Origin of the sequence: Pacificibacter marinus (assembly GCF_018860505.1) — a bacterium.
Classification (GTDB): domain Bacteria; phylum Pseudomonadota; class Alphaproteobacteria; order Rhodobacterales; family Rhodobacteraceae; genus Celeribacter; species Celeribacter marinus_B.
In genome coordinates, this window is record NZ_JAHKPU010000018.1 from 187,643 (window position 1) to 210,621 (window position 22,979).

The window sequence follows — 22,979 nt, forward strand, 5'->3', positions numbered from 1 at the left end:
CTGAGACTGAGACTGAGACTGAGACACCTACGACATCGAACGAGGACGTCAACACATCACAGGATAAAAACGACTCAGGAGCCTCCACACCAAAAGACGCAGCGGCCGTCAAAGACGACCTTGCCTCAGAGGTTCCCCCCTCTCCCTCTCCCTCTCAAGAAACCACACCAGTTGAGACGGTCGATCCAACGTCCGTCGAGGCCGAAGCAGACCAGACCACGTCCAAAGACGTCGCTGCTGCGAAATCAGACGATGTCACTTCAGCGCAAGACGTATCAGCCTCGCCTGTTCAGGGCGCTTTACCTGTTGAGACAGCAGATCAAACGCCAAACTCCACCGATGACCCCATCGAGGCTACGGATGCTGATACGACTGATGCCCTAACAACTGGCGCTCTAACAGAAAACAGCGGCCCCCTAGCGGACGACAGCGACGCACCCGTTGAGACGAACATCACAACAAAGGCAGATGACGCCTCAACCAATGCCGTAGATGCCGAGCCATTTATCGCAGGCAAGCCCAAAGATGCGGCCGATACAACAGGTATTGAAACAGACGCCAGCACAGCCGCAAGCGGCGACGATACCAACGCACCAAAACCAGATGCATCCTCTCAGGCCGATGACGATGGCGATGAACCAAAGCCCGCTGCAGCATTTCAATCCATGCGCGCGCCCATCAGTGCTGCGCGCCCCGACACAGCGCCAAGCTCTGCGCAATCGCGGTTATCCGAGACACCTTCACGCGTTCTGACTGCCGTTGCCACATCACCAGATATCAGTTCTCCAAGCCTACGCGTGACGGACAAAAGCATCCCAAATGACGATGCCGCGCCGATGGCCGAGGTCGTCGATGAATCTCTGCCTCGTCCGCGCGACTCCCGCACAGGCGGCATTTTGCGGGCGAAAAAAGGCGATGAGGTCAAATCGAATAAATCAGCACCGCTTCCCGAGCCCCCCGCAATGCCCGCACTTGCGCCGCGCCGTGTCGACACCGTGCCGCCAGAATCGGCTACACAAAAGGTGCAAACAGCTGCGCGCAAAGCTTCAAAACCAAGTGCTAAAATTGCATTGTCGGCCAAATCCACCGAAGCAACAACGTCGGCCATTGCAACATTGGCCCCCAAAACAACAGCAGCACGGGCCAAACTGGCTCAAGGCGGAGCGCTGGCCCTTGCGACTATAAAGGCTCGTAACGCGAAAAAAGCAGCGCAAGCACAGGCTGCGGCCGAGGCCAAAATGGCGTTGGACAGCACACCTGCCACGATTGAGGATCTCAGCGATGAAATCGACACAGGCCCCAAGCCGATGTCGGACAAAGCTGCGGGTCTTATGGCTCCCAAAGATGCAAATGAGACCAAATTCAACGTTTTTGGTGCACGCAAAACCACGCCAAAACCAAAACGCATTTCCCTTGGGATTGCACTAACGCTTGGGCTTTTGCTGTTTATGGCGCTCGTGGCGATGTGGGCATCTTGGAGCACGCCAGACACGGCTGCCCCGATCACCGAAACGACGCAGAGCGAAAACACCTCTCAGACCGCTCCCGATGCCAGCCCAAGCCAAGAAGAAACCGACCTGACATTAGAGACTGAGGCTCCGATAGAAATCGACACATCCGAAGATGATACAGTGGATTTGGCCTTTGAGCCGCCATTGCCGTCCGCAGATGAACCTGTCGATCTCGCCGAAGTCACACGGCAATATGTTGCCACTGGCATCTGGCCTTTGCCCCCTGAAACAGGTGCAAGCGTCTTTGAGGACACCACTTCGGATCTATACGTCGCCTCGATTGACCCAAATATTCTTTCGCAAGATGCCGTGGCCTTGCCCAATGCGCAGCCCCATCAAATCGACGCGCAACCCCGTGCAACCACGGACCCCGCCCCAGCAGGCACCACCTATGATTTTGACGCGCGCGGATTGGTGCGCGCCACACCTGAGGGCGCGATCACCCCGTCGGGTGTGACCGTTTTTGCTGGCACGCCACCCGTCGCGCCAGCCGCCCGTCCAGGGGACAGCGACGCCGCAGCCGTTGAGGTCGCCAACACCGAGGGCAATGCCGCGCGGACAGCTTTGACAGGATTTTCACCGCGCCTGCGCCCCGAAGGCTTGGTCGAGCGCAGTGAACAGGCCAATTTGGGCGGGCTGACCCGCTCTCAACTTGGGGCTTTTCGTCCCAAAGCGCGACCACAGTCGGCGCAACAAACAGCGCAATCAGACGCCGAAGCCGAAGGGGACCCTGCTCCTGCGCCGTCTGCTCCTGTTGTCACGGCATCGCTTATGCCTGAACCACGGCCGCAAAATATTGCCAAGCTTGCTGCTGCAGCTCGTGCGGCCGAAGCAGCAGCCCAAGCCGCAGCTGCGACTGCGGCTGCGTCCACCACGAACAATACCTCAGCCACACGCGTGACGGCTGCCATTCCCGCGACCCCAATCCCTCAAGGGCCGACAGCAACCACAGTTGCAAGTGCTGCTACGGTCAAAAACGCGATCAACCTGCGCAAGGTCAATTTAATGGGCGTCTACGGGTCAAGCTCTGATCGCCGCGCCTTGGTCCGTTTACCATCGGGGCGTTTGGCCAAAGTTAAAATCGGGGACAGTGTTGATGGAGGCCGTGTTCAATCCATTTCGAACAGCTCACTGGTCTACGTCAAAGGCAACAGATCGATCACTCTCAAAGTCGGCGCGTAACCTGCGCTGATGCTTGACACCGTCTCTCAACGTCTGTGATGTTTGCCGTCCTTACTTTGTTCCTATAAGCAGAACAACCTTGCTGCATATCCATGAATCATTAGGATAAATGGAATATGTGGTGCGTTAAGCTGCGCCTGATCTGGCCCTAATCATCCAGCCTATATTTATAAAGTTCATAAAGGACCTTTTCTAAGATGGTCAGCATCCTGACACCATTTTTCATCTATCTCAGCGCCATTGTGATTGCAGTGCCTTTGGCACGCCGTTTGGGATTGGGATCTGTCCTAGGATATTTACTGGCAGGGATCGTGATTGGGCCGATTTTGGGCTTGATCCAGCACAATGAGAGCGAAGACCTGATGCATTTCGCCGAATTTGGCGTGGTGATGATGCTATTTCTCATTGGTTTAGAGCTGGACCCCCGCGCACTTTGGGATATGCGCCATAAATTGCTTGGGCTTGGCGGATTACAAATCACGCTGACCCTTGGGGCTGTGGCAAGTGCTGCAATATTTATGGGATTGACGTGGCAAACGGCTGTGGCCGTTGGCATGATCCTGTCTTTGTCATCGACCGCGGTTGTGTTGCAAACGTTATCGGAAAAGAAACTGATGCAAACTGGCGGCGGGCGGGCGTCGTTTTCAGTGCTGCTGACCCAAGATATTGCGGTCATCCCGATGATCGCCATTTTGCCGCTTTTGGCTGTCGGCAATCTGTTATCGATCAATCCCGACGGGTCTATTTCGCGCGGCGCACAAACTGTGGCACATGAGGATTTGACTTGGGTTCAAACTTTGCCAGCTTGGGGCGTGACCTTGGCCACTTTGGGCGCCGTCGCCTTGATCATTTTCGCAGGCGTCTATCTGACGCGGCCCTTTTTCAGGTTTATCCACGCGGCGAATCTGCGTGAACTTTATACGGCTGTATCCTTATTCATCGTGGTGGGCATCGCCCTGCTGATGATCTCCGTCGGCCTATCGCCTGCGCTTGGCACGTTTTTGGCGGGTGTGGTTTTGGCCAACACCGAGTTTCGTCACGAATTGGAAAGCTCGATCGAACCTTTCAAAGGTCTGTTGCTGGGGTTGTTTTTCATTGCAGTGGGGGCGGGCATTAATTTTAGCATCCTGTTTCGTGATCCTATTGAAATCATTGCTCTAACACTGGGGCTGATGCTGCTCAAAGGCGCGATATTACTGATGGTCGGACGGCTGTTTTCGCTGCGCACACGCGGGCAATGGCTCTTGGCGCTATCTTTAGCGCAAGCTGGCGAGTTTGGTATGGTTTTGACCACATTCTCACTGCAACAAGGTGTTTTGGAACTGTGGCTGGGCGAACGGTTGTTGTTGATCATTGCCCTCTCATTGCTATTTACGCCGCTGTTTTTCATGTTCCAAGATTACCTGCGCGCGCGTCTGTCCGAGAATACACAAGACGACCAACAGCAAGATGAAATCAACGACAAACAGAAAATCATCATTGCAGGCATTGGCCGATTTGGCCAAACGGTCAACCGACTGGTGCGGGCCTCTGGGTTTGAAACCACGGTGATCGATCATGATTTAAAAGTCATTCAAGTGATGCGGAAATTTGGCATCAAAGGCTTTTTCGGCGACCCAACGCGTCCAGATTTGTTGTATGCAGCAGGGCTTGAGGGGGCAAAAATTCTAGTGATTGCATTGGACGACAAGAATGCAGCGCTCAAGCTGGTGGAGTTTGCCCGCAAGGCCAATCCCGATATTATGATCATCGCCCGTGCCCGTGATCGTATCCACGTGTATGAGTTGTATAAGGCAGGTGCCGACAAAATTATCCGAGAAATGTTTGATTCCTCACTGCGCGCTGGCCGCTATATTTTAGAAGAAATGGGGCTGTCGGACTATGATGCGGCACAGAGTGAACAGGCCTATTACCAACATGACCGCCGCGCGTTGCGCGAACTGGCGGAACTGTGGCAACCGGGGAAACCTGTGTCAGAAAATGCCGCTTATGTGGAACGCTCAAAGGCCTTGGATATCGACTTGGAAGCCGCGCTTGTGGCGCAACTGCAGCAAGGGCACGACACAGATACCAAAGTGTCCTAGCCCGTCCCATGCAAAGCGCGCATAGACACAGACACAGGCACCGAGATGCTACTCTTCGGACACGCCAGCTTCCGCAAAAGTTGCCATGCCAGAATGACAGGCCACTGCCGCTTTGACCAAAGGCAATGCCAGTGCTGCCCCCGAGCCTTCACCAAGGCGCAAATCAAAATCAAGCAGAGCCTTTTTACCAAGGGCAGCCAACAAGCGTTCATGCCCTGCCTCTGCTGATGTATGCCCCGCAATGCAGTGATCCAGCGCGCCGACCTGCGCTTGATCCAAGGTCGCAGCAGCGGCACAACAGATGAACCCATCCAAGATCACCGGAATACGTAAAACCCGTGCACGCGCAATGGCTCCGGCCATCGCAGCCAATTCTCGCCCGCCCAAAGCGGCCAAGACCTGTAGCGCATCCAAATCACCAAACTTGGCCACACCCTTGGCGACCACATCTTGTTTAATCTTAAGGCCCGCATCATCCACGCCCGTACCGCGCCCTGTCCAATCGGACGATTCGCCGCCAAACAACGCGTTGCAAATTGCTGCGCCAGGGGTGGTGTTACCAATCCCCATTTCGCCCACAACCAACAGATCAGTGGTCTCGGACACGGCATCCCAACCGACCCTCAATGCCGCAACGCAATCGGCCTCGGACATCGCAGGCTGAACTGTGAAATCATGGGTCGGGCGATCCAACTCGATCGCATGCACTGACATCGCAGCGCCTGCATTGTTCGACAATTGATTGATTGCAGCACCGCCGTGTTTGAAATTTATCACCATCTGCGCGGTCACTTCGGCAGGAAAGGCTGACACGCCCTGCGCAGTGACACCGTGGTTGCCCGCGAATACAATCACCTGAGGCGCTTTAATTGTTGGCCGCGCATCCCCGCGCCAAGAGGCATACCAAATCGCGATGTCTTCCAAACGCCCCAAAGACCCAGCGGGTTTGGTCAACGTGCTATTGCGCGCCTCGGCCCCCGCTTTGCTGTGTGCATCTGCCTGCGGCGCTGCGGCCAAGATCGCCTGAAATGCATCGAGTGTGGTGAAAGGCATGGGGCGGCTCCGTCATTGTCTTTAAGCTGGGGTTTGTCTATCTGCTTGGACGATGCGATTATAGAACAAACTTGCCGCAGGGAGCATATTTGCCCATGACGCCCACCGCTTTTCGACTCCAAATCAGCGACATTAAAACCGCCTTTGCGCTGTTGACCCGCCTGCCTGTCAAAGCCAGTTTCGAACGCACGGCTGAAGCCACTTGGGCCTTCCCGATTGTGGGGGTCTGTTTAGGGGTCTTTGTGGTGATGATTGCCTTGCTGTCAGACTGGATTGGTTTGAGCCTTGGGGTCTCTGCGGGGTTGGCCATCGCGAGCGCTGTGATTATCACTGGCGCTATGCACGAAGACGGCATCGCCGACAGTGCCGATGGGCTGTGGGGCGGTTGGGCCCCTGCTCGCCGTTTGGAAATTATGCGAGACAGCCATATCGGTAGCTACGGCGTATTGGCCTTGATTTTGGTAATGCTGCTGCGGTTCTCGGCCATCACTATGGTGATAAATAATTTTCAAATGGGCGTTTTGGTGGCGGCAGCTGTCCTGTCTAGGGCGGCGATGCCCTTTGTCATGACCCTACTGCCCCATGCCCGTGATGATGGATTGTCAGTCCAAACTGGACGCCCCAATGGCACCACCGCCGCCTTTGGCGCTGTGATTGCGCTTGGGTTGGCTTGGTTGAGTATCGGTTTTGTGCCGATGGTCTTTGCCGCCAGTGCCTGTGGTTTGATAATTTTCGGGGTGATGAAAATTGCCAAGGCAAAAATAGGCGGTCAAACTGGCGATATATTGGGAGCAACGCAGGTGTTGTGCGAACTTTGTGTTCTGGCCATTGGCACGACACTTTACTAATCGTTACTGGTCGCACAGATCGTTACGCCCGTGCAAAAGAAAACCGCCGCAAGATCATCTCTGCGGCGGTTTTAAATTGTAAGCTATGGGTAAGCTACGGACTGTTAAGCAGCCGCAGGTGCGCGTGACATCAAAACATCCGTAATTGTTTTGCCCGCTTCAACTTCATCCGTACCAGCCACAGCCGCCACTTCGCGTGTCAAACGTTCTAGAGCGGCCTCATACAATTGGCGCTCGGAATAAGACTGTTCGCGCTGATCGTCAGTGCGGTGCAAATCGCGCACAACTTCTGCGATGGCGATCAGATCACCTGAGTTGATCTTTTGCTCGTATTCTTGCGCACGGCGCGACCACATAGCCCGTTTGACTTTGGCTTTGCCTTTGAGCGTTTTCATCGCATGTGCCACGACATCAGGCGACGCCAAAGACCGCATGCCTACTTCGTCGGCTTTATGCGTTGGAACGCGCAATGTCATTTTGTCTTTTTCAAACGCGATGACGAAAAGTTCGAGAGAGATCCCAGCGATTTCTTGCTCTTCGATAGAAACGACTTTGCCGACGCCATGCGATGGGTAAACAACGAAATCATTGGGGCTGTAATCTGGTCTATTGGTCTTACTCATAGTCAATCTGGTTCCTCAAAGAACAGGTATTTAAAGACCTTCGACTTCGCGCTGTTTTGCCGCAAATGCGGGTAAGACGGTTCGACCTTTTGGCCAATTTTGACGCGAAAAACTCAAGCCCCAGTCAAACGATGCTGGTGGGGTTTGAGATCGATATGTCCTGATGTTGTTGGGATACCATACCAAAAAAACGCACCATTTAAAAGGTGGGCAACAGCATGGCAGCAAGTTTAAGCCTATTTTCAAGACGATAAAGCGAAAAAATACAGCGAATTGTGAAGGTTTCTCAGAACCAAAGCCCTCGCATGAGACACATTGCGAAGGCCCTTGATGGAATATGATTCGCATATTTGGCAAGAAAATCGACCAAAACACGTCACCCGAAAATGGCGTATCAGCCGCCTTCGCCGGGCGCTTCCGAGAAATCGGTTTCAAGCTTGTTCTCTTGGCCGTCTTTTTCTTCATAGCCGGGCATCGGATCTTTTTTGGACAAGATCACGGGCCAAGCTTCGGAATACTTGCGGTTGAATTCAACCCATTTTTCCATTGCTGGCTCGGTGTCGGGGCGGATCGCGTCAGCGGGGCATTCAGGTTCGCAAACACCACAGTCGATGCATTCATCGGGGTGAATGACCAACATGTTTTCGCCCTCATAGAAACAGTCCACAGGACAAACTTCTACACAGTCAGTGTACTTACAAGAAATGCAGTTATCGATCACGACATAGGTCATTGCGGCTCATCCAGAAATTCAAGGTCGGCCTTAGCTAACGCTCATTGCCAAATCATTCAAGCATCTCGAAACATATCTTTAGGGGAAAGAAGACCAGTGCGACGATCTTTCTTAGTCGGACGACCTTTTCCCTCAAATTTAGGCGATTGTGGAACGAATTCCTTTGCCTCTGGAACAGGTGTCAGATCTTCATAGAGCATTTGCGCTTCAGGCGCGGGGCCACGCCGCGTACCGCAAGCAATCACGCGCACGGTTTTGACCTCTTTGGCTTGGGTAAAGACCAACACGTCCCCTGCCCCGACCGCCACCGACGGTTTTGCCACTTTGTTCGAATTCAATCGCACGTTCCCGCCGCTAACGACTTTGGTCGCAAGCGAGCGGGTTTTGAAAAAGCGGGCATACCATAGCCACTTATCGAGGCGTATCGTGTCCCGCTTTTCCAACTTATTTAGAGTCTTTCAGTCCCATCAACGCAGCTGCGAAGGGGTTGTCTGGGTCGATGGCTTTTTCTTTACGTGTAGGACGCGCAGAGAATGACTGTGGTTTATTGCCGCCTTTGCCGCCATCACGTTTGCCACCGTCACGGCGGGGTTTGCTTTTGCCTTGTGGGCGAGTTTTGCCTTTAGCTTCACCGTCTTGACGGCGCGCTCCACGGTTTGCACCGCGATTGCCACCCCACTTGAAGGTGTAGAACACTTCCATGTCCACAGGTGCCGCATCAGCGGTTGGCACGGCTTCTGCTTCGGCTTCAATTGTAGGTGCGTCTGCCGCAACAGATTCTGCAGATGCCGCTTCCGTCGAAGCATCTTCGGTGGTTGCGGCCTCTTCGGTCGGAGCCTCTGTCGCAGGCTTTTCAGGAGCCGCTTTAACTTTGACCCGCTCGCCTTTTTCAGCCGCGTATCCAAGACCCGTCATCAGATCAGAGAACTGCTCAAGCGTCATACCAGTGATCGACAACATGTCAGGGTTGGCTTCAAATCCAGCACGGCTGTCTTTGGTGCGCAGCAAATCTGCCAAGCGTTCCAACATGTCGATGCGAATCGCACGCGCGCCAGCCAAACGATAGCCAGACATCGCGTAATAGCCCTCAGGTGCATGTGCCGCTGCTGGGATTGTCACCAAACCAGGAGGGGGGCTATCAGGAGCCACATCGTGTTTCGCGGACAAAGACCACAACAAAAGACGCAAACGCGTTGGCGCTGGTTTCAAAATCGCAGGCATAAAGATGGTGAACTGACCAAACCGAATACCGTGTTTGCGCAAAGCGCCACGAGCGTCCTGATCCAGTTCTTTCACCTCAGCAGCTACAGCGCCGCGTTCGATCACGCCGAGGTTTTCTTCCAAACGGAAAGCAAACCCACGGGCCAAACCTGTCAACGCTTCGTCTTTGGACATCGCCAGCAATGGTTCAAACAGTGTCGCAACTTTGCGATCGATGAAATGCTGCAGACGACGCGTGACCTTGTCGATCACGTCTTGGCCGGCAACCTCGTCAACGAAAGCAACCACACGTGGGCGCAAGGCGCTATCGCCAGCCACGAGTTTCCCCACAGCGTGCTCACCCCACATGAGGCCACCCTGTTCGGTGAAATCCATTTCAGTGTCCGGTGCATTGTAGAACCGGTCAGCACGCAAATGGAATTCAGGCGCCAGCACAGCCACAGCCGCTTGAGCCAATGTCTTTGCTTCGTCCGGTGTCGCAGTCGTATCTTGACTGAAACGGAATCCCTCTAGACGGCCGATGAGTTCACCCTCAACCATCACTTCACCTTTATCGTTCACGTCGGCCACTAGGCCCTCCTTCTGCTTCAACCGCCGGAGGAGTACACTCGTCCGCCGGTCAACAAATCTTTGCGTCAGCGCATTGTGTAGCGCATCTGACAATCGGTCTTCTACTGCGCGGGTCTCGGCACGCCAATGCTTTTCATCGTCGACCCAACCCGTGCGCTGCGCAACATACGTCCAAGTGCGCACATAGGCGAGTCTTTTAGACAATGTATCGATATTGCCCTCAATCCGGTCAATGCGTTTGATCTGTGCGGCCAACCAATCGTCGGGAATCCGCCCAACCCCATGAAGAAAATCAAAGATTCGCTCCAAAAGGCTGGTGTGTTCGCCGTGAGAAATGCCGCGAAAATCAGGAATGCGACATACATCCCACAAAAGTTTTACGTCTTTACTGCCCCGAATACGCGGCCGCACCGTCTGCAAAGATCCCAGCGTTTTGAGTGACGCGAAGTCATCTGCTTCGCGAGCTTTGATCAGGCTTGGATCGTTCGGCGGCTGCTCAAGCGAGCCGATTAATGTGTCCACTGTGCCAAATTCAAGCCGAGGATTGCGCCAGACAAGTTTCTTAACCGGTTCGAACCTGTGGCTTTCAATCGCCTCGATCACCGCCTCGTCCAAGGGCGAAGCCTCGCCTGTCACCCCAAATGTGCCATCCGTTTGATAGCGCCCAGCGCGGCCCGCGATCTGCGCCATTTCATTGGGTTGCAAAGGCCGCATCCGCCGCCCGTCAAATTTTGTCGTGGCCGAAAACGCCACATGGGTCACATCGAGATTTAGCCCCATGCCGATGGCATCTGTTGCCACGAGATAATTGACCTCACCGTTTTGGTACATCTCGACTTGCGCATTGCGCGTGCGCGGGCTTAACGCCCCCATGACCACAGCCGCACCGCCTTTTTGACGGCGCAGCAATTCGGCAATGGCATAAACATTTTCAACAGAAAACCCAACAATAGCCGCCCTCTCGGGCATCCGACTTAGCTTTTTCGAACCTGCGTAGGTCAGTTTGGAAAAGCGTTCGCGTTTCATGAATTGCGCTTTGGGCACAAGGTCCGCGATGACGGATTTCATCGTCTCAGAGCCCAAAAATAGCGTCTCATGGGTGCCGCGCGCATGCAGCAAACGATCAGTGAACACATGTCCACGATCGGGATCGGCACAAAGCTGCACCTCATCAATCGCTAGAAAATCAGGGCCGATGTCTGTGGGCATAGCCTCAACTGTGCAGACCCAATATTGGGTGCGCGGTGGCACGATACGTTCCTCGCCAGTCACAAGCGCCACCACAGACGGCCCACGAATGGCCACAATGCGATCATAGACCTCGCGCGCCAAAAGTCGCAGCGGCAAGCCGATCACGCCAGAGCGATAACTCAACATCCGCTCAATCGCGTAATGTGTCTTGCCCGTGTTGGTTGCCCCCAACATGGCGGTGATACGGGCGGAGTGCCCCATTGCGCTGCTCATGGCATCTGCCTTTTCAGTCTTTGGATGTCATTTAAAGCGCGGCGCCGCTAAGTGCCAGTTCAAGAATCTCGATTCGCTGATCAAGCCCCCCCATATGCGGATGAATATCCCGTATGACATATAGAACCTTCAACGCGTTATCGGTCTGTTCCAACTCGTTCAAAATCTGCGCCATGCCAGACATCGCCCCAAAATGACGTGGTTCCAATGTCAATGTGGTGCCAATATCGGCCATGGCTGCTCCGTAAAGCCCCGCGTGATAATAGGCGGTTGCGCGCGCATTATACCCTTCGGCAAAGTCAGGCGCATGATCGATCAGGGCAGAGAAATGATCCATCGCCACTAGCGAATCGCCCACTTCCATTGCCTCCATACCCCGTTCGAGCAAATAATCCATCGCATCAGAGCCAGAGCGCGCCAATTCGGCATAAAGATCATGTTCAATCGCGCCAGCCTGCGCGGCGTCCGCCATGGCCAGCTGGTCAAACAGCCTATTCAATTTACCCGCATCCACGGCAAGCGCACTTTGGGTCCAACACAGACACAAAGACGTAACGATACATTTGAGAAACAGTTGCATTCGGTCCATAATACTCATGAGTGTAGCTTCTTGGCTCTTGTGGGCAATGCCCCATATGTAAAAGAAGCTAAAAACAACCGAACCAAAGGAAAACTTATGAGCGATATCCTAACAGCAGCCGTCGCAGCCTTGAATGAAAAGATCGATGGCGGCTTTGCTGCGGGCACCGCGAAATTCGTCATCGCGGACGAAGGCTCTATTATTGTCGATTCGGATGGCGCACGCGCCTCTGATGACGACGCCGACGTCACGCTAACAGCAGATGTCGAGACCTTCCAAGGCATGATCGAAGGCGAGGTGAACCCCACCGCCGCTTTCATGCAAGGCAAGCTGACCGTTGATGGCGACATGGGTATGGCCATGCAGCTTGGGTCTGCTTTGGCGTAAATTATAGAGTTTTTAAACCTTGCCGCGTCACAGTGGCAGGGTCTTTTGCTTTGCGGAATGTCTCCGCTTTCATATTTTTCTAGCATCTTCGCGAGGCCCCTCATGCAACCAGCCCCCTTTTTCGAACAGGTTTGTGATGGCCCCAAAGGCGGTCACGCTTATTGGTTGACCACCAGTGATGGGCTACGCATTCGTGCGGGCGTTTGGCCACATACAGACGATACCTCAGATGCAGATAAGACCAAAGGCACTGTGTTCATCTTGCCAGGGCGGACCGAGTGTGTTGAAAAATATGGGCGCGCGGCGACGGATTTGGCCGCAAGAGGCTATGCCTCTTTGGCAATTGATTGGCGCGGGCAAGGCATAGCGGATCGCATGTTGCCCGATCGCAGTATCGGCCATGTGAACCATTTTGATGATTACCAATTGGATATGGCCGCCGTACTCAACATGGCGCGCGATCTTGATTTGCCCAAACCTTGGTTCATGATCGGACATTCCATGGGCGGGGCCATTGGTCTGCGTGCGCTGCTTGAGGGTGCGCCTTTTGAAGCTGCCAGTTTTTCGGCCCCAATGTGGGGCATTGGGCTAACGCCCGTGCAAAAAGCAATGTTGCGGTTCTTGGCTCCCATGTTGACCTTACTCAACATGGATTGCAAACGCGCCCCGGGTACCAAAAGCGAAACCTATATAATGGCGAATGAATTCGAGGGGAACGTGCTCACCCGCGACGCTGATATGTATGCCTACATGCGCGCACAAGTCGCCGCGGAACCTGATTTGGGGCTTGGCGGTCCATCAACACGCTGGGTATGCGAATCCATTGCTGAGAACACGCATATCGACACAATTACATCCCCCGATGTGCCTGCTCTATGCTTTCTGGGTCTAGACGAATCCATCGTCAACACAGATGCGGTGCGGTCCCGCATGGCACGCTGGCCGCGCGGCGAACTGGTTGAAGTGCCAAAAGGCCAGCACGAGATCCCTATGGAAGTGCCTGAAACCCGCAAAACATTCTTTGATCGGTCTTGCGCGCTGTTTGACGCCAATCTGTAATCCCCCGCCCCTGAGACAATAGGCATGCCCTATGCGGCGCATCTAGTAGGCAGGCCTGACAACAATTTGTGATGGTCTTCAATCTCTTGCCCCCAATGGGTTGCAAATCGGGGCGCTGCATCCCTAAGTGTTGGGCATAGGAACAGGAGAATTTTCATGCGTTTCAGCTATACGTCCGCCCTTGGCGCCCTTGCCCCCCAAGCTTTTGACACACGCGCCTATGACAGCCGCGTGTTTGACGCGAACACTGGGGCGGCCACAGGCGATTTCGGCGATCTGCCCGATTGGGACCTCAGCGATCTCTACCCTGCCGTAGATGCGCCGGAAGTGAAACGCGATCTGGATTGGCTGGAAGAGGCCTGCGTGTCTTTCGCTAAAGATTATGAGGGAAAGCTGGCCGATCTTGATGGCGCTGGCATGTATGACTGCATTTTGCGTAATGAGCGCATCAGCCAAGTGGCGGGGCGTCTTGGGTCTTATGCGGGGCTTTTGTATTACCAAAACACTGTTGACGGAGAGCGCGCGAAATTCTTTTCCGATATCCAAGACAAGATCACCAATTTCACAGCGCCCTTGGTGTTTTTCTCACTCGAAGTAAATCGCATCCCAGATGAAACCGTCGAGGCGATGTTGCAGCACGCTGATCTAGCGCGCTACCGTCCTATTTTTGAGCGCATGCGCAAAATGCGGCCCTATCAGCTGTCTGACGAACTTGAACGCTATGAACACGACATGTCCATTGTCGGTGCCACTGCGTGGAACAAACTGTTTGATGAAACGGTTGCCGATCTGAAATTCACCGTGAATGGTCAAGAGCTTGGTCTTGAGGCCGCAGCCACCTTGATGTCAGACCAAAACCGCGACACCCGCGAAGCCTCTGCCCGTGAAGTGGCCAATGTCTTGGGGCAAAACCTTAAGACATTTACCCGTGTGCACAACACGCTGGCGAAAATGGGCGATATTGAAGACAAATGGCGCGGCATGCCGACCCCGCAAACGGGCCGTCACCTGTCCAACGATGTCGAAGCCGAGGTGGTCGAGGCCCTGCGCGATGCCGTGGTCGCCGCCTACCCCAAGCTGTCGCACCGCTACTATGAATTGAAACGCAAATGGCTCGGTCTTGATAAGCTGCAAGTCTGGGACCGCAACGCGCCCTTGCCGCTGGAAGATGACAAAGCCATCCAATGGGATGATGCCCGCGATATGGTGATGCAGGCCTATGCTGGGTTTCACCCGAAAATGGCCGAACTCGCCGAGCCTTTCTTTACCAAAGGCTGGATCGATGCCGGCGTGAAAGAGGGCAAAGCCCCAGGCGCTTTCGCCCACCCGACCGTTACCGACGCGCATCCTTATGTGATGCTCAACTACTTGGGCAAACAGCGCGATGTGATGACGCTGGCGCATGAGCTTGGCCACGGTGTGCACCAAGTGTTGGCGGCGGATCAAGGCGAATTGCTGTCATCTACGCCATTGACCTTGGCCGAAACCGCGTCTGTCTTTGGCGAGATGTTGACCTTTCAACAGCTGCTCAAAGGTGCCAAAAATCAAAACGAGCGCAAGGTCTTACTGGCGGGCAAGGTCGAGGATTCGATCAACACCCTTGTACGCCAAATCGCGTTTTACGACTTTGAATGCAAACTGCATGAAGCACGCAAAGGCGGCGAACTCACATCTGACGCCATCAACGCGTTGTGGATGTCTGTGCAGGGTGAAAGCCTTGGGCCTGCGTTTGAATTCATGGAGGGATACGAGACCTTCTGGGCCTATATCCCCCACTTTGTCCATTCGCCGTTTTACGTTTACGCCTATGCGTTCGGTGATGGCCTCGTGAACGCGCTTTACGCCGCCTATCTGGAAAACCCAGACGGGTTTGAGGACAAATACTTCGATATGCTCAAAGCGGGCGGATCAAAACATCATACCGACCTTTTGGCCCCCTTTGGCCTAGACGCCTCTGATCCCAAATTCTGGGACAAAGGTCTGTCGATGATTTCAGCGATGATCGATGAATTGGAAGCGATGGACTAAGCCAGCGCGAAAACTATTAGCATTAAAAAAGCCCCGCCAAATTCGGTGGGGCTTTTGCATCTCAGGGCTGCAAAAGGGTTTCGCATGGCCAGCCTATATCCAAGTGATCCTCAAACCTAATCCAGTTCCGTCCACGGCCAAGGTTTGACCTCAGAGGCGGCGGTTTGATAGCGGATGGCTTTCGCCATCCAGATGCCCAAATCAGTGCCCAATTCCGCGATACGGGTATTGGGACAGCCTTTTCCGAGCACCACGAACACCAGTTGCAGCAGAGTCAAAAGCACCAAAAGCGTTTTGGACAGGCTGATCATGATCGCGATGAGGATCATGAAAAAAATTCGGTGAAAGATGTTTTCCTCAAGATGCTCGGGCATTTTGGGCGTCATGTTTTCAAGGTCGGGCATCACGTCGTCAAATTCATGTGGGTCGGCCATGTTTAATCCTTTAAGCTTCGCGCGGCTTCATCCGCTTTGAAAACAGCGTCTATCATAGCTTGTGTGCCACGCGCGTCTTCCAAGGTCCAAGGATAATCTGCATGGGCGGATGTCCCTGTACGCACTGCTGCACAGAAATTTTCAACTTGAGTTATATAGTGGTTCTGCCCCGAGAAATGTTCAACCATTTCATTGTTCGATGTGTCCGTCAGATGCAGTCGCGTTGGGCCGAACAAATTGGCGTTGAATGGTGTCTCCACCGTCAACACGCCTGTGTTGCCATGAAAGCGAATTTCTTGCGCGGGACACATCCGCATCGAGGTCAACGCGTGATAGGAAAACGTGTCAAACTGTGCTGAAATTTCGGCGAAAACATCCACATCATTTTCATAGCGAATATTGGTATGCGTGATCGTGCGCGGCTCTTGCTCTGTCGCCCAACGTGCAGCGCCATAAGTGTAGACGCCAATATCGCGTATAGACCCGCCACCCGTTTCAGGGCGATTGCGAATGTTATCCATGTCACTGTTGTTATATGAAAAAACCGCTTCGACATGCACCACGGAGCCAATAGCGTCTTCGGCCAAAAGCTGTTTGGTGCGTATCCATTGCGGATGATGCACGATCATATAGGCCTCGGCACACATGAGCCCCGTCTTGTCGCGCAGGGCGATCAGATCATCGATCTGTTCCGCCGTCATCGCGATGGGCTTTTCCGTCAAAACATGTTTACCAGCGCGCATCGCTTTAAGCGTCCAATCCACATGAATGTGATTAGGCAGTGGTACATAGACTGCATCGATATCGTCGCGCGCCAGCAAGGCATCATAGTCGGTCTCGACCTCAAGCTGAGGGCAAAAGCTTTGAAATCCCACAGCTTTAGCAGGGTCTGAGGTGGCCAATGCCACAAGCTGGGCGCCCTCTGCACTGTGTATTGCCCGCGCCATATGTTTTTGGGCAAAATTCGCGGCACCCAAGATGCCCCAGCGGATCGGTTTGCTCATGATCGTTCTCCTATAGGCTTTGAACAGACCATTGCAGAGCACGCCCCAAAGGAAAAGGGGCGGCATTCACCACCCCTTTGCAAAATTATGACCACAGGTCAAAAATACCACGCGGTTACGCGTCTTCGAACACGCCACTTTCAACGGCCAGCTCTTTCATGCGCGCCTGAAGTTTCTCAAACGCGCGCACTTCGATCTGGCGGATGCGTTCACGTGACACTGAGTATTGCTCTGACAAGGCCTCAAGCGTCACAGGCTTGTCTTCCAAACGGCGCTGCGTGAGAATGTCTTTTTCACGATCATTCAGCGCATCCATCGCCTGCATCAGCAAAGCATGACGGCTTTCCATTTCATCCTTGGCCTCGTAATCGCCAGCTTGATCCATGCTCTCGTCCTCAAGCCAGTCTTGCCATTGTGCAGTGCTGCCGTCTTCTGACCCCACTGTGGCATTCAAAGACGCATCCCCACCGGACAGACGACGGTTCATCGAAATCACTTCATCCTCGGTCACGCTTAAATCCGTCGCGATACGTTTGACGTGATCAGGGTGCAGATCGCCATCTTCCAAAGCGCCGATACGATTTTTCGCTTTGCGCAGATTGAAGAACAATTTCTTTTGTGCAGATGTCGTTCCAAGTTTTACAAGGCTCCAAGAGCGCAAAACATATTCTTGTATAGAAGCGCGGATCCACCACATCGCGTAGGTGGACAAGCGAAAACCTTTTTCAGGGTCAAAGCGTTTCACCGCCTGCATCAGACCCACATTAGCCTCAGACACAACTTCCGCCTGCGGCAAACCATATCCACGATAGCCCATGGCGATTTTGGCCGCCAAACGCAGGTGAGAGGTCACAAGACGGTGCGCGGCACCGCTGTCTTCGTGATCGACCCAACGCTTGGCCAGCATGTATTCTTCTTCCGGTTCCAGCATAGGGAACTTGCGGATTTCTTGCATGTAGCGGTTGAGGCCCTGTTCGGGACTCGGGGCAGGCAGATTGGTATAGTTACTCATTGTTCAGGTCACTCCCATGTCGAATGCCTAATGTTACAGGCGTTAACATGCAAATAGGTCTACGGTTATAGCGGTTCAAGGGTTGGCGAGGCAAAAAGTTGTTTTTTGTTCGCTACCATCAATCTTTATACGAAAGATGAACCCGTTTCCGTCGGTGGTCTAGCAATAGAATGCCAGATCACACCAATGTGCACAATTACTACAACTATACCTGAAACGCGCAGAGATCGTGCATATTAGCGCAGACCTTCGATCAGATCATGCATATCGCTGGGCAAAGGGGCTTCAAACCGAATGTTTTCTTCAGTCACAGGGTGCACAAACCCCAAGACAGCCGCGTGCAAAGCTTGACGCGGGAAAGCCGCAATCGCCGCCAATGATGCCTCGGAAATCCCAGCCTTATGCGACAGCTTGCGTTTGCCACCATAGGTTTGGTCCCCGATCAATCCGTGCCCTGCGTGTGTCATATGCACACGAATTTGGTGTGTCCGCCCTGTTTCCAACCAGCATTCCACCAAGGTCAGCTGATGCGGCAGACCGTATTGCTCCAACACACGCGCACGGGTGATGGCGTGACGCCCCTCACTAAAGGACACCGCTTGTTTTTGCCGATCCGTCTTGTGACGCCCCAGCATGGTGGTGATGCGCATGATGTTCGAGCCTTCAAAGCTCACACCCTTGACACCACGCAGACGCGGATCCATCACATCGGGCATGCCGTAAACCAGCGCGGTGTATTTGCGCTCGACTGTGTGTTTCTCGAATTGTTTTGCCAAACCTTGATGCGCCACATCGCTTTTGGCCACGACCAGCAAGCCGGACGTGTCTTTGTCGATGCGGTGTACAATGCCGGGGCGCTTTTCGCCGCCGATACCAGACAGGCTATCCCCGCAATGGTGCATCAACGCGTTGACCAAAGTGCCAGAGGGCGATCCAGGGGCAGGATGCACCACCATGCCCACAGGTTTGTTGACCACCACTAAATGTTCGTCTTCAAAAATGATATCCAGCGGAATGTCTTCGGCTACCAAGTGACTGTCCACGGGTTGCTCGACTGTAATCACCACAGCGGCCCCTTCGACGATCTTAGCCTTTTGATCCAGCGCAGGCTTACCGTTGACCACAACAGACCCATCCGCGATCAATTTCGCCAAACGCGACCGCGATAGGTTCGCATCCGCTGGCACATCACGCGCAATCGCCTTATCAAGACGGTTAGGCGGGTTTTCCGCGATGGTGAATTCAACGGTGATAAGTGGAGCGCTAAGAGACATGATTGATCCGGTACAGAGCGACCCAAAGGATTTGGACGCGAGAATTGACCCAAAAGCGATGGCAGGACTCACGCTGATGCGCAGGCTTGTCACATCGCTCTTGGTGGTGATGATTTTGGGGTTCCTACTCCTGATCGGCCTGCTTGTCACCCGTTTCCCATCAATGAACGGCACTGTGAGCTTTGATTTACCCGCAAACATCGCTTTGCCAGCAGGCGCCACCGCGCAAAACTTTACGCGCGGAGCCGATTGGGTGGCGATTGTGACGACAGACAATCAGATTTTGATCTTTGATGCTGATACAGGCGCTTTGCGTCAGACTGTAGTGATTGAGTAACGCGCTCTAACTATCGCGCGAGAACACCAGTGTCGCCGCGTCAGATTTTGCCGCGTCAAAGGCATAGCCACCACTGTCAAAATCGCGCAGGTGTTTGACCTCGCGGATGCGGTTTTCGATGACAAAGCGCGCCATCGCGCCTCGTGCTTTTTTCGCGTAAAAACTAATGGTTTTCTCAGCGCCGTCACGGCGCTCCAAGAACACGGGCGTGATCACTTTGGGGGTCAGCACGTCTGTTTTCACCACAGAGAAATATTCCGTAGAGGCGCAGTTGACCACAAACTCTGACTGGCTCGCTTTGGCGGCGTCATTCAGGGCATGTGCGATTTTATCGCCCCAGAACGCATAGAGGTTTTTGCCCTTGGGCGAGGCCAATCGACTGCCCATTTCCAAACGATAGGCTTGGATCGCATCCAATGGCCGCAAGATACCATAAAGTCCTGATAAGATACGCAGATGATCTTGCGCATAAGGGATCGTGTCCGCATCAAAACTGACCGCATCCAGCCCCGTATAAGTATCGCCATCAAACATATACATCGCCTGTTTGACCGCATCTACGTCAGGGGTGTCAGAGAAATTCGAAAAGCGTTCCACGTTCAATTCCGCCAATTTTTCGCTGATCCCCATCAATTTACGCAGGGCAGCCACATCTAACTGCTGCGCTATCTCGATCAGCTCTTTGGTCTCGGCGGTAAAGCTGGGGGTCGTGCGCTCAATGCCCACAACAGGATCCATGTTCAATTTTTTGGCGGGGGAAATAACAGCTAACATTTTGGATCCTCACATCGCCCCAAAAGAAAAACGTCCCAGACGGGAATCGTCCCAGACGCGGCGTGGTTATGTTTGACGCTGATTTTGTCACGAATTGAAGGGAAAAACCACGGGACAAATAGCGCAGATCACGCTCTTTCGGTTCACATTGATGTGCGCATATGACCTTGTTCAGGCCGCTGCACTTTAGAAAATTTATCCATAGACCCACGTCGCCCAAGAATTGCGTTGCGCAGGGCCGCACAAGCGCCACATGACCTCGGCTTTGTCAGCCCTACCCATCTTTATACAGCACTCTCGCGGTGGCGCTAATTCAGATGGACCGCATTGGTTGAAAGGCCAACCGAAAGGGACAGGGAGCCTTCGTTTATCATCCACCGCCGTAACGTGAAAACACGCGCGCCGCTTTTGTGCATCGGGTCAGCCTCAGCCAGTTCACGGGCGACTTCCAAGCTCTCAGCGCGGTAGATAATCAAGCCCATCCCCTGCATATTATCTCCGCTTTCATCGGACATAGGCCCCGCAAAAGCAAGCTGACCTGCCGTTTCCAATTGCGCCTGATAGGCAAGGTGATCATGCAGGGATGCCTTTACAGCATCAGGCCCCATTGCTGGCGTGCTTTGCGCTACGTAAAGTTCAAGTGCCAAAGCGCCGCGTGACTTTGCTTCTGCTTTGTAATCCGCCCATTTCACCATTTTGTGTATCCTTAAAAATATCGATATTAATTGACAAGTGATGATATAGTAGGCAGAAATAATGGAAACTTACAAGGATTGAGATGATGAAATATTTGGTTGGGCAGACAGATTCGGGCGTCGCGGTCTTTGCTGTACAAGGCGAAAATGCGGTTAATCTTACGGCTTTGAATTCTGCGATCGGGGCTGATTTGATGGCCTTGATCCAATCACCTGATTTAATCGAAACGGTGGCAAACAAAGTCGCTGAGGCGCCAAAAGTGGCGGTTTCATCCATCACGCCCGCCCTGCCCGTCGCCAACCCCGGCACGATCATTTGTCTTGGTTTGAACTATACAGATCACATCAAAGAGGGCGGCTACGATATTCCCGATTACCCTGCACTATTCATGCGTTCTAAGAATTCCATCATGGCCGCCGGCGCGCCGCTCGTGCGTCCGACCTGTTCAGATAAACTCGATTATGAAGCCGAATTGATGATCGTCATCGGCAAAGGCGGGCGTCACATTTCCGAGGCGGACGCGCTAGACCATGTCTTTGGTTACACCGTGTTCAACGACGGCTCTGTACGCGATTATCAGCGTAAAACCCATCAATGGACGCCGGGGAAAAACTTTGACAACACCGGCGCAATCGGTCCTATTGTAGTGACCCCAGATGAGGTCCCCAGCGGCGCAAGTGGCCTGAAAATCGAAAGTCGTGTTGGCACAGAGATTTTGCAATCCTCCAACACTGGCAACATGATTTGGTCGGTCGCGCAAACGATTGCGACGATTTCAGAATACACGACGCTTGAAGCGGGCGATTTGATTGCCATGGGCACGCCCCCCGGTGTTGGCCACGCTAAAAAACCAAACCCACGCTGGCTAAAGCCTGGTGAAATCGTTGATATCGAAATCGAAGGTATCGGTATTTGTTCAAATCCAATCGTAGATGAGGTGAAAGCCTGATGACAGCTCCAACTGGTAAAGCCCTCGAAGCGCTGCGCGCAAAAGCCCAAGAAGATCACCGTTCTTTGCGGGGGCGTATAGATAAACTGTCCCCTGACGCGATCGATTTGATCTTACGCGATGCGCGGTCGCATTATGCTTGGACGGACAAACCGATTGATGACGCGTTGTTGCATGAACTTTACGACATCACGATCAATGGGCCGACCAGCATGAACACGCTGCCTGCACGCTTTGTTTTTGTAAAAACACCGGAAGGTAAAGAGCGGCTGGCAAAATCACTCAAGCCGCAAAACGTCAGTAAAATGATGGGCGCACCGGTCACAGCGATTATTGCATATGATACGGATTTCTGGAAAGAGCTGCCGTTTTTGTTCCCACACGAGGACCGTCGCCACCTGTTTGCTGACAAGCCAGAACATTGCGAAGACACAGCTTACCGCAACGGTACGATGCAAGGGGCTTACTTTATGATTGCCGCCCGCGCGCTGGGTCTTGATGTTGGGGCAATGTCAGGGTTTTCCAATGCGATTGTCGATGAAGAATTCTTTGCAGGCACAACTGTAAAATCAAATTTTCTATGTAATATCGGATATGCCGATGAAACCGCTTTGTTCCAAAAGCTGCCCCGCTTTGCCTTCGATCAGGTGTGCAGCTTTGCGTAAAGGGTAGGCACGATGGCAATTAAAATGAAATCTGTCGTCACCTACCGTGCAACGGCGACCTGCCCAAGCCATTCACGCACGGACATTCCCGTGCGTGATCTCAAGGTGGTGATCGATGAGCCACTTGAGCGAGGAGGGTCCAATCTTGGCCCGACCCCGACAGAGGCCGCGATGACGGCTTTGATCGCCTGTACAAATGTGATCGGACATAAGAACGCACAACGCCTTGGTGTTGATTTGGGAGAAATCACCATCGATGCAGCGTGCCAATTTGATCGGCGCGGCGTCCTCATGCAAGAGGAAATAGACGTGCCGTTCCCCGCAATCACATTGACTGTGAATTGCACCACATCCGCCAGTCAGGAGGAGCTGACCTTGGTGGGTATTGAAACGGCAAAATACTGCGCCATTGCCAAACTGTTTGAGGCAGCAGGCACAGACCTAACCGTGAATTGGAAGAAGACGACATAATAATTTTTGCGGGAAACACC

General features: G+C 53.5%; 22 protein-coding genes. 10 read left to right on the top strand and 12 right to left on the bottom strand.

The annotated features are described in order from the left end of the window. A partial coding sequence (locus KO503_RS04890) for a hypothetical protein (RefSeq protein ID WP_215990443.1) occupies positions 1–2,693 on the top strand: 2,693 nt, incomplete at its 5' end. Positions 2,694–2,890: 197 nt separating this feature from the next. After that, the gene (locus tag KO503_RS04895; RefSeq protein ID WP_215990444.1) at positions 2,891–4,777 is read left to right on the top strand and encodes a monovalent cation:proton antiporter-2 (CPA2) family protein; all 1,887 of its coding nucleotides are present in this window, start codon (positions 2,891–2,893) and stop codon (positions 4,775–4,777) included. Positions 4,778–4,825: 48 nt separating this feature from the next. On the opposite strand, the gene cobT is transcribed toward KO503_RS04895, so the two are convergent. Next, positions 4,826–5,830: a nicotinate-nucleotide--dimethylbenzimidazole phosphoribosyltransferase gene (gene cobT / locus KO503_RS04900; RefSeq protein WP_215990445.1), complete on the bottom strand. Its 1,005-nt coding sequence runs from the start codon at positions 5,828–5,830 to the stop codon at positions 4,826–4,828. Between the two features lie 95 nt (positions 5,831–5,925). Here cobT and cobS point away from each other — a divergent pair, with 95 nt between their 5' ends. Then, on the top strand, positions 5,926–6,678 hold the full coding sequence (gene cobS / locus KO503_RS04905) for an adenosylcobinamide-GDP ribazoletransferase (protein ID WP_215990446.1): 753 nt from the start codon (positions 5,926–5,928) through the stop codon (positions 6,676–6,678). A 104-nt stretch (positions 6,679–6,782) separates the two neighbouring features. On the opposite strand, the gene KO503_RS04910 is transcribed toward cobS, so the two are convergent. The 5 genes from KO503_RS04910 to KO503_RS04930 form a co-directional block, all read right to left on the bottom strand. Continuing rightward, complete coding sequence (locus tag KO503_RS04910) at positions 6,783–7,301, bottom strand: CarD family transcriptional regulator (RefSeq protein ID WP_215990447.1); 519 nt, start codon at positions 7,299–7,301, stop codon at positions 6,783–6,785. 394 nt (positions 7,302–7,695) lie between these two features. Next, the gene (gene fdxA / locus KO503_RS04915) at positions 7,696–8,034 is read right to left on the bottom strand and encodes a ferredoxin FdxA (protein ID WP_215990448.1); all 339 of its coding nucleotides are present in this window, start codon (positions 8,032–8,034) and stop codon (positions 7,696–7,698) included. Positions 8,035–8,090: 56 nt separating this feature from the next. After that, entirely contained in the window at positions 8,091–8,477 is a 387-nt protein-coding gene (locus KO503_RS04920; protein ID WP_215990449.1) for an RNA-binding S4 domain-containing protein, read from the bottom strand. 1 nt (position 8,478) lies between these two features. Next, on the bottom strand, positions 8,479–11,277 hold the full coding sequence (locus KO503_RS04925; RefSeq protein WP_215990494.1) for a helicase-related protein: 2,799 nt from the start codon (positions 11,275–11,277) through the stop codon (positions 8,479–8,481). A 43-nt stretch (positions 11,278–11,320) separates the two neighbouring features. Beyond that, complete coding sequence (locus tag KO503_RS04930) at positions 11,321–11,887, bottom strand: tetratricopeptide repeat protein (RefSeq protein WP_252730941.1); 567 nt, start codon at positions 11,885–11,887, stop codon at positions 11,321–11,323. 78 nt (positions 11,888–11,965) lie between these two features. On the opposite strand from KO503_RS04930, the gene KO503_RS04935 reads away from it, so the two are divergent. From KO503_RS04935 to KO503_RS04945, 3 genes are all read left to right on the top strand, one after another. Further along, positions 11,966–12,256: an SCP2 sterol-binding domain-containing protein gene (locus KO503_RS04935; RefSeq protein ID WP_215990450.1), complete on the top strand. Its 291-nt coding sequence runs from the start codon at positions 11,966–11,968 to the stop codon at positions 12,254–12,256. Between the two features lie 102 nt (positions 12,257–12,358). Beyond that, positions 12,359–13,315, top strand: a complete 957-nt coding sequence (locus KO503_RS04940; protein ID WP_252730942.1) for an alpha/beta hydrolase — start codon at positions 12,359–12,361, stop codon at positions 13,313–13,315. Positions 13,316–13,471: 156 nt separating this feature from the next. Then, the gene (locus KO503_RS04945; RefSeq protein WP_215990452.1) at positions 13,472–15,343 is read left to right on the top strand and encodes a M3 family oligoendopeptidase; all 1,872 of its coding nucleotides are present in this window, start codon (positions 13,472–13,474) and stop codon (positions 15,341–15,343) included. A 116-nt stretch (positions 15,344–15,459) separates the two neighbouring features. Here the strand turns inward: KO503_RS04945 and KO503_RS04950 are convergent, their stop codons facing one another. The 4 genes from KO503_RS04950 to KO503_RS04965 form a co-directional block, all read right to left on the bottom strand. Then, positions 15,460–15,777, bottom strand: a complete 318-nt coding sequence (locus KO503_RS04950; protein WP_215990453.1) for a DUF4389 domain-containing protein — start codon at positions 15,775–15,777, stop codon at positions 15,460–15,462. Positions 15,778–15,779: 2 nt separating this feature from the next. Beyond that, complete coding sequence (locus KO503_RS04955) at positions 15,780–16,781, bottom strand: Gfo/Idh/MocA family protein (protein ID WP_215990454.1); 1,002 nt, start codon at positions 16,779–16,781, stop codon at positions 15,780–15,782. 115 nt (positions 16,782–16,896) lie between these two features. After that, positions 16,897–17,793 carry an RNA polymerase sigma factor RpoH gene (rpoH, locus tag KO503_RS04960; RefSeq protein WP_215990455.1) on the bottom strand — a complete coding sequence of 299 codons (897 nt, stop codon included), beginning with the start codon at positions 17,791–17,793 and terminating at the stop codon, positions 16,897–16,899. Between the two features lie 236 nt (positions 17,794–18,029). Beyond that, positions 18,030–19,067, bottom strand: a complete 1,038-nt coding sequence (locus tag KO503_RS04965; protein ID WP_215990456.1) for an RluA family pseudouridine synthase — start codon at positions 19,065–19,067, stop codon at positions 18,030–18,032. Here KO503_RS04965 and KO503_RS04970 point away from each other — a divergent pair. Next, entirely contained in the window at positions 19,066–19,404 is a 339-nt protein-coding gene (locus KO503_RS04970; RefSeq protein ID WP_252730943.1) for a DUF6476 family protein, read from the top strand. The genes KO503_RS04965 and KO503_RS04970 overlap by 2 nt on opposite strands. Before the next feature lie 6 nt (positions 19,405–19,410). On the opposite strand, the gene yaaA is transcribed toward KO503_RS04970, so the two are convergent. Beyond that, positions 19,411–20,178 carry a peroxide stress protein YaaA gene (yaaA, locus tag KO503_RS04975; protein ID WP_215990457.1) on the bottom strand — a complete coding sequence of 256 codons (768 nt, stop codon included), beginning with the start codon at positions 20,176–20,178 and terminating at the stop codon, positions 19,411–19,413. 308 nt (positions 20,179–20,486) lie between these two features. Continuing rightward, positions 20,487–20,873, bottom strand: a complete 387-nt coding sequence (locus tag KO503_RS04980; protein ID WP_215990458.1) for a YciI family protein — start codon at positions 20,871–20,873, stop codon at positions 20,487–20,489. Between the two features lie 86 nt (positions 20,874–20,959). On the opposite strand from KO503_RS04980, the gene KO503_RS04985 reads away from it, so the two are divergent. Genes KO503_RS04985 through KO503_RS04995 form a run of 3 tightly spaced genes read left to right on the top strand, consistent with a single transcriptional unit; the run spans position 20,960 to position 22,959 of the window. Next, positions 20,960–21,823, top strand: a complete 864-nt coding sequence (locus tag KO503_RS04985; RefSeq protein ID WP_215990459.1) for a fumarylacetoacetate hydrolase family protein — start codon at positions 20,960–20,962, stop codon at positions 21,821–21,823. Then, complete coding sequence (locus tag KO503_RS04990; protein WP_215990460.1) at positions 21,823–22,488, top strand: malonic semialdehyde reductase; 666 nt, start codon at positions 21,823–21,825, stop codon at positions 22,486–22,488. The genes KO503_RS04985 and KO503_RS04990 overlap by 1 nt, the downstream gene beginning before the upstream one ends. Positions 22,489–22,500: 12 nt before the next feature. After that, on the top strand, positions 22,501–22,959 hold the full coding sequence (locus KO503_RS04995) for an OsmC family protein (RefSeq protein ID WP_252730944.1): 459 nt from the start codon (positions 22,501–22,503) through the stop codon (positions 22,957–22,959). Positions 22,960–22,979 lie beyond the last annotated feature (20 nt).

Coding starts and splice junctions, on each gene's coding strand:
- KO503_RS04895 (WP_215990444.1), top strand. CDS start 2,891: ATGGTCAGCATCCTGACACCATTTTTCATCTATCTCAGCGCCATTGTG.
- cobT (WP_215990445.1), bottom strand. CDS start 5,830: ATGCCTTTCACCACACTCGATGCATTTCAGGCGATCTTGGCCGCAGCG.
- cobS (WP_215990446.1), top strand. CDS start 5,926: ATGACGCCCACCGCTTTTCGACTCCAAATCAGCGACATTAAAACCGCC.
- KO503_RS04910 (WP_215990447.1), bottom strand. CDS start 7,301: ATGAGTAAGACCAATAGACCAGATTACAGCCCCAATGATTTCGTTGTT.
- fdxA (WP_215990448.1), bottom strand. CDS start 8,034: ATGACCTATGTCGTGATCGATAACTGCATTTCTTGTAAGTACACTGAC.
- KO503_RS04925 (WP_215990494.1), bottom strand. CDS start 11,277: ATGGGGCACTCCGCCCGTATCACCGCCATGTTGGGGGCAACCAACACG.
- KO503_RS04930 (WP_252730941.1), bottom strand. CDS start 11,887: ATGAGTATTATGGACCGAATGCAACTGTTTCTCAAATGTATCGTTACG.
- KO503_RS04935 (WP_215990450.1), top strand. CDS start 11,966: ATGAGCGATATCCTAACAGCAGCCGTCGCAGCCTTGAATGAAAAGATC.
- KO503_RS04940 (WP_252730942.1), top strand. CDS start 12,359: ATGCAACCAGCCCCCTTTTTCGAACAGGTTTGTGATGGCCCCAAAGGC.
- KO503_RS04945 (WP_215990452.1), top strand. CDS start 13,472: ATGCGTTTCAGCTATACGTCCGCCCTTGGCGCCCTTGCCCCCCAAGCT.
- KO503_RS04950 (WP_215990453.1), bottom strand. CDS start 15,777: ATGGCCGACCCACATGAATTTGACGACGTGATGCCCGACCTTGAAAAC.
- KO503_RS04955 (WP_215990454.1), bottom strand. CDS start 16,781: ATGAGCAAACCGATCCGCTGGGGCATCTTGGGTGCCGCGAATTTTGCC.
- rpoH (WP_215990455.1), bottom strand. CDS start 17,793: ATGAGTAACTATACCAATCTGCCTGCCCCGAGTCCCGAACAGGGCCTC.
- KO503_RS04970 (WP_252730943.1), top strand. CDS start 19,066: ATGATTGATCCGGTACAGAGCGACCCAAAGGATTTGGACGCGAGAATT.
- KO503_RS04965 (WP_215990456.1), bottom strand. CDS start 19,067: ATGTCTCTTAGCGCTCCACTTATCACCGTTGAATTCACCATCGCGGAA.
- yaaA (WP_215990457.1), bottom strand. CDS start 20,178: ATGTTAGCTGTTATTTCCCCCGCCAAAAAATTGAACATGGATCCTGTT.
- KO503_RS04980 (WP_215990458.1), bottom strand. CDS start 20,873: ATGGTGAAATGGGCGGATTACAAAGCAGAAGCAAAGTCACGCGGCGCT.
- KO503_RS04985 (WP_215990459.1), top strand. CDS start 20,960: ATGAAATATTTGGTTGGGCAGACAGATTCGGGCGTCGCGGTCTTTGCT.
- KO503_RS04990 (WP_215990460.1), top strand. CDS start 21,823: ATGACAGCTCCAACTGGTAAAGCCCTCGAAGCGCTGCGCGCAAAAGCC.
- KO503_RS04995 (WP_252730944.1), top strand. CDS start 22,501: ATGGCAATTAAAATGAAATCTGTCGTCACCTACCGTGCAACGGCGACC.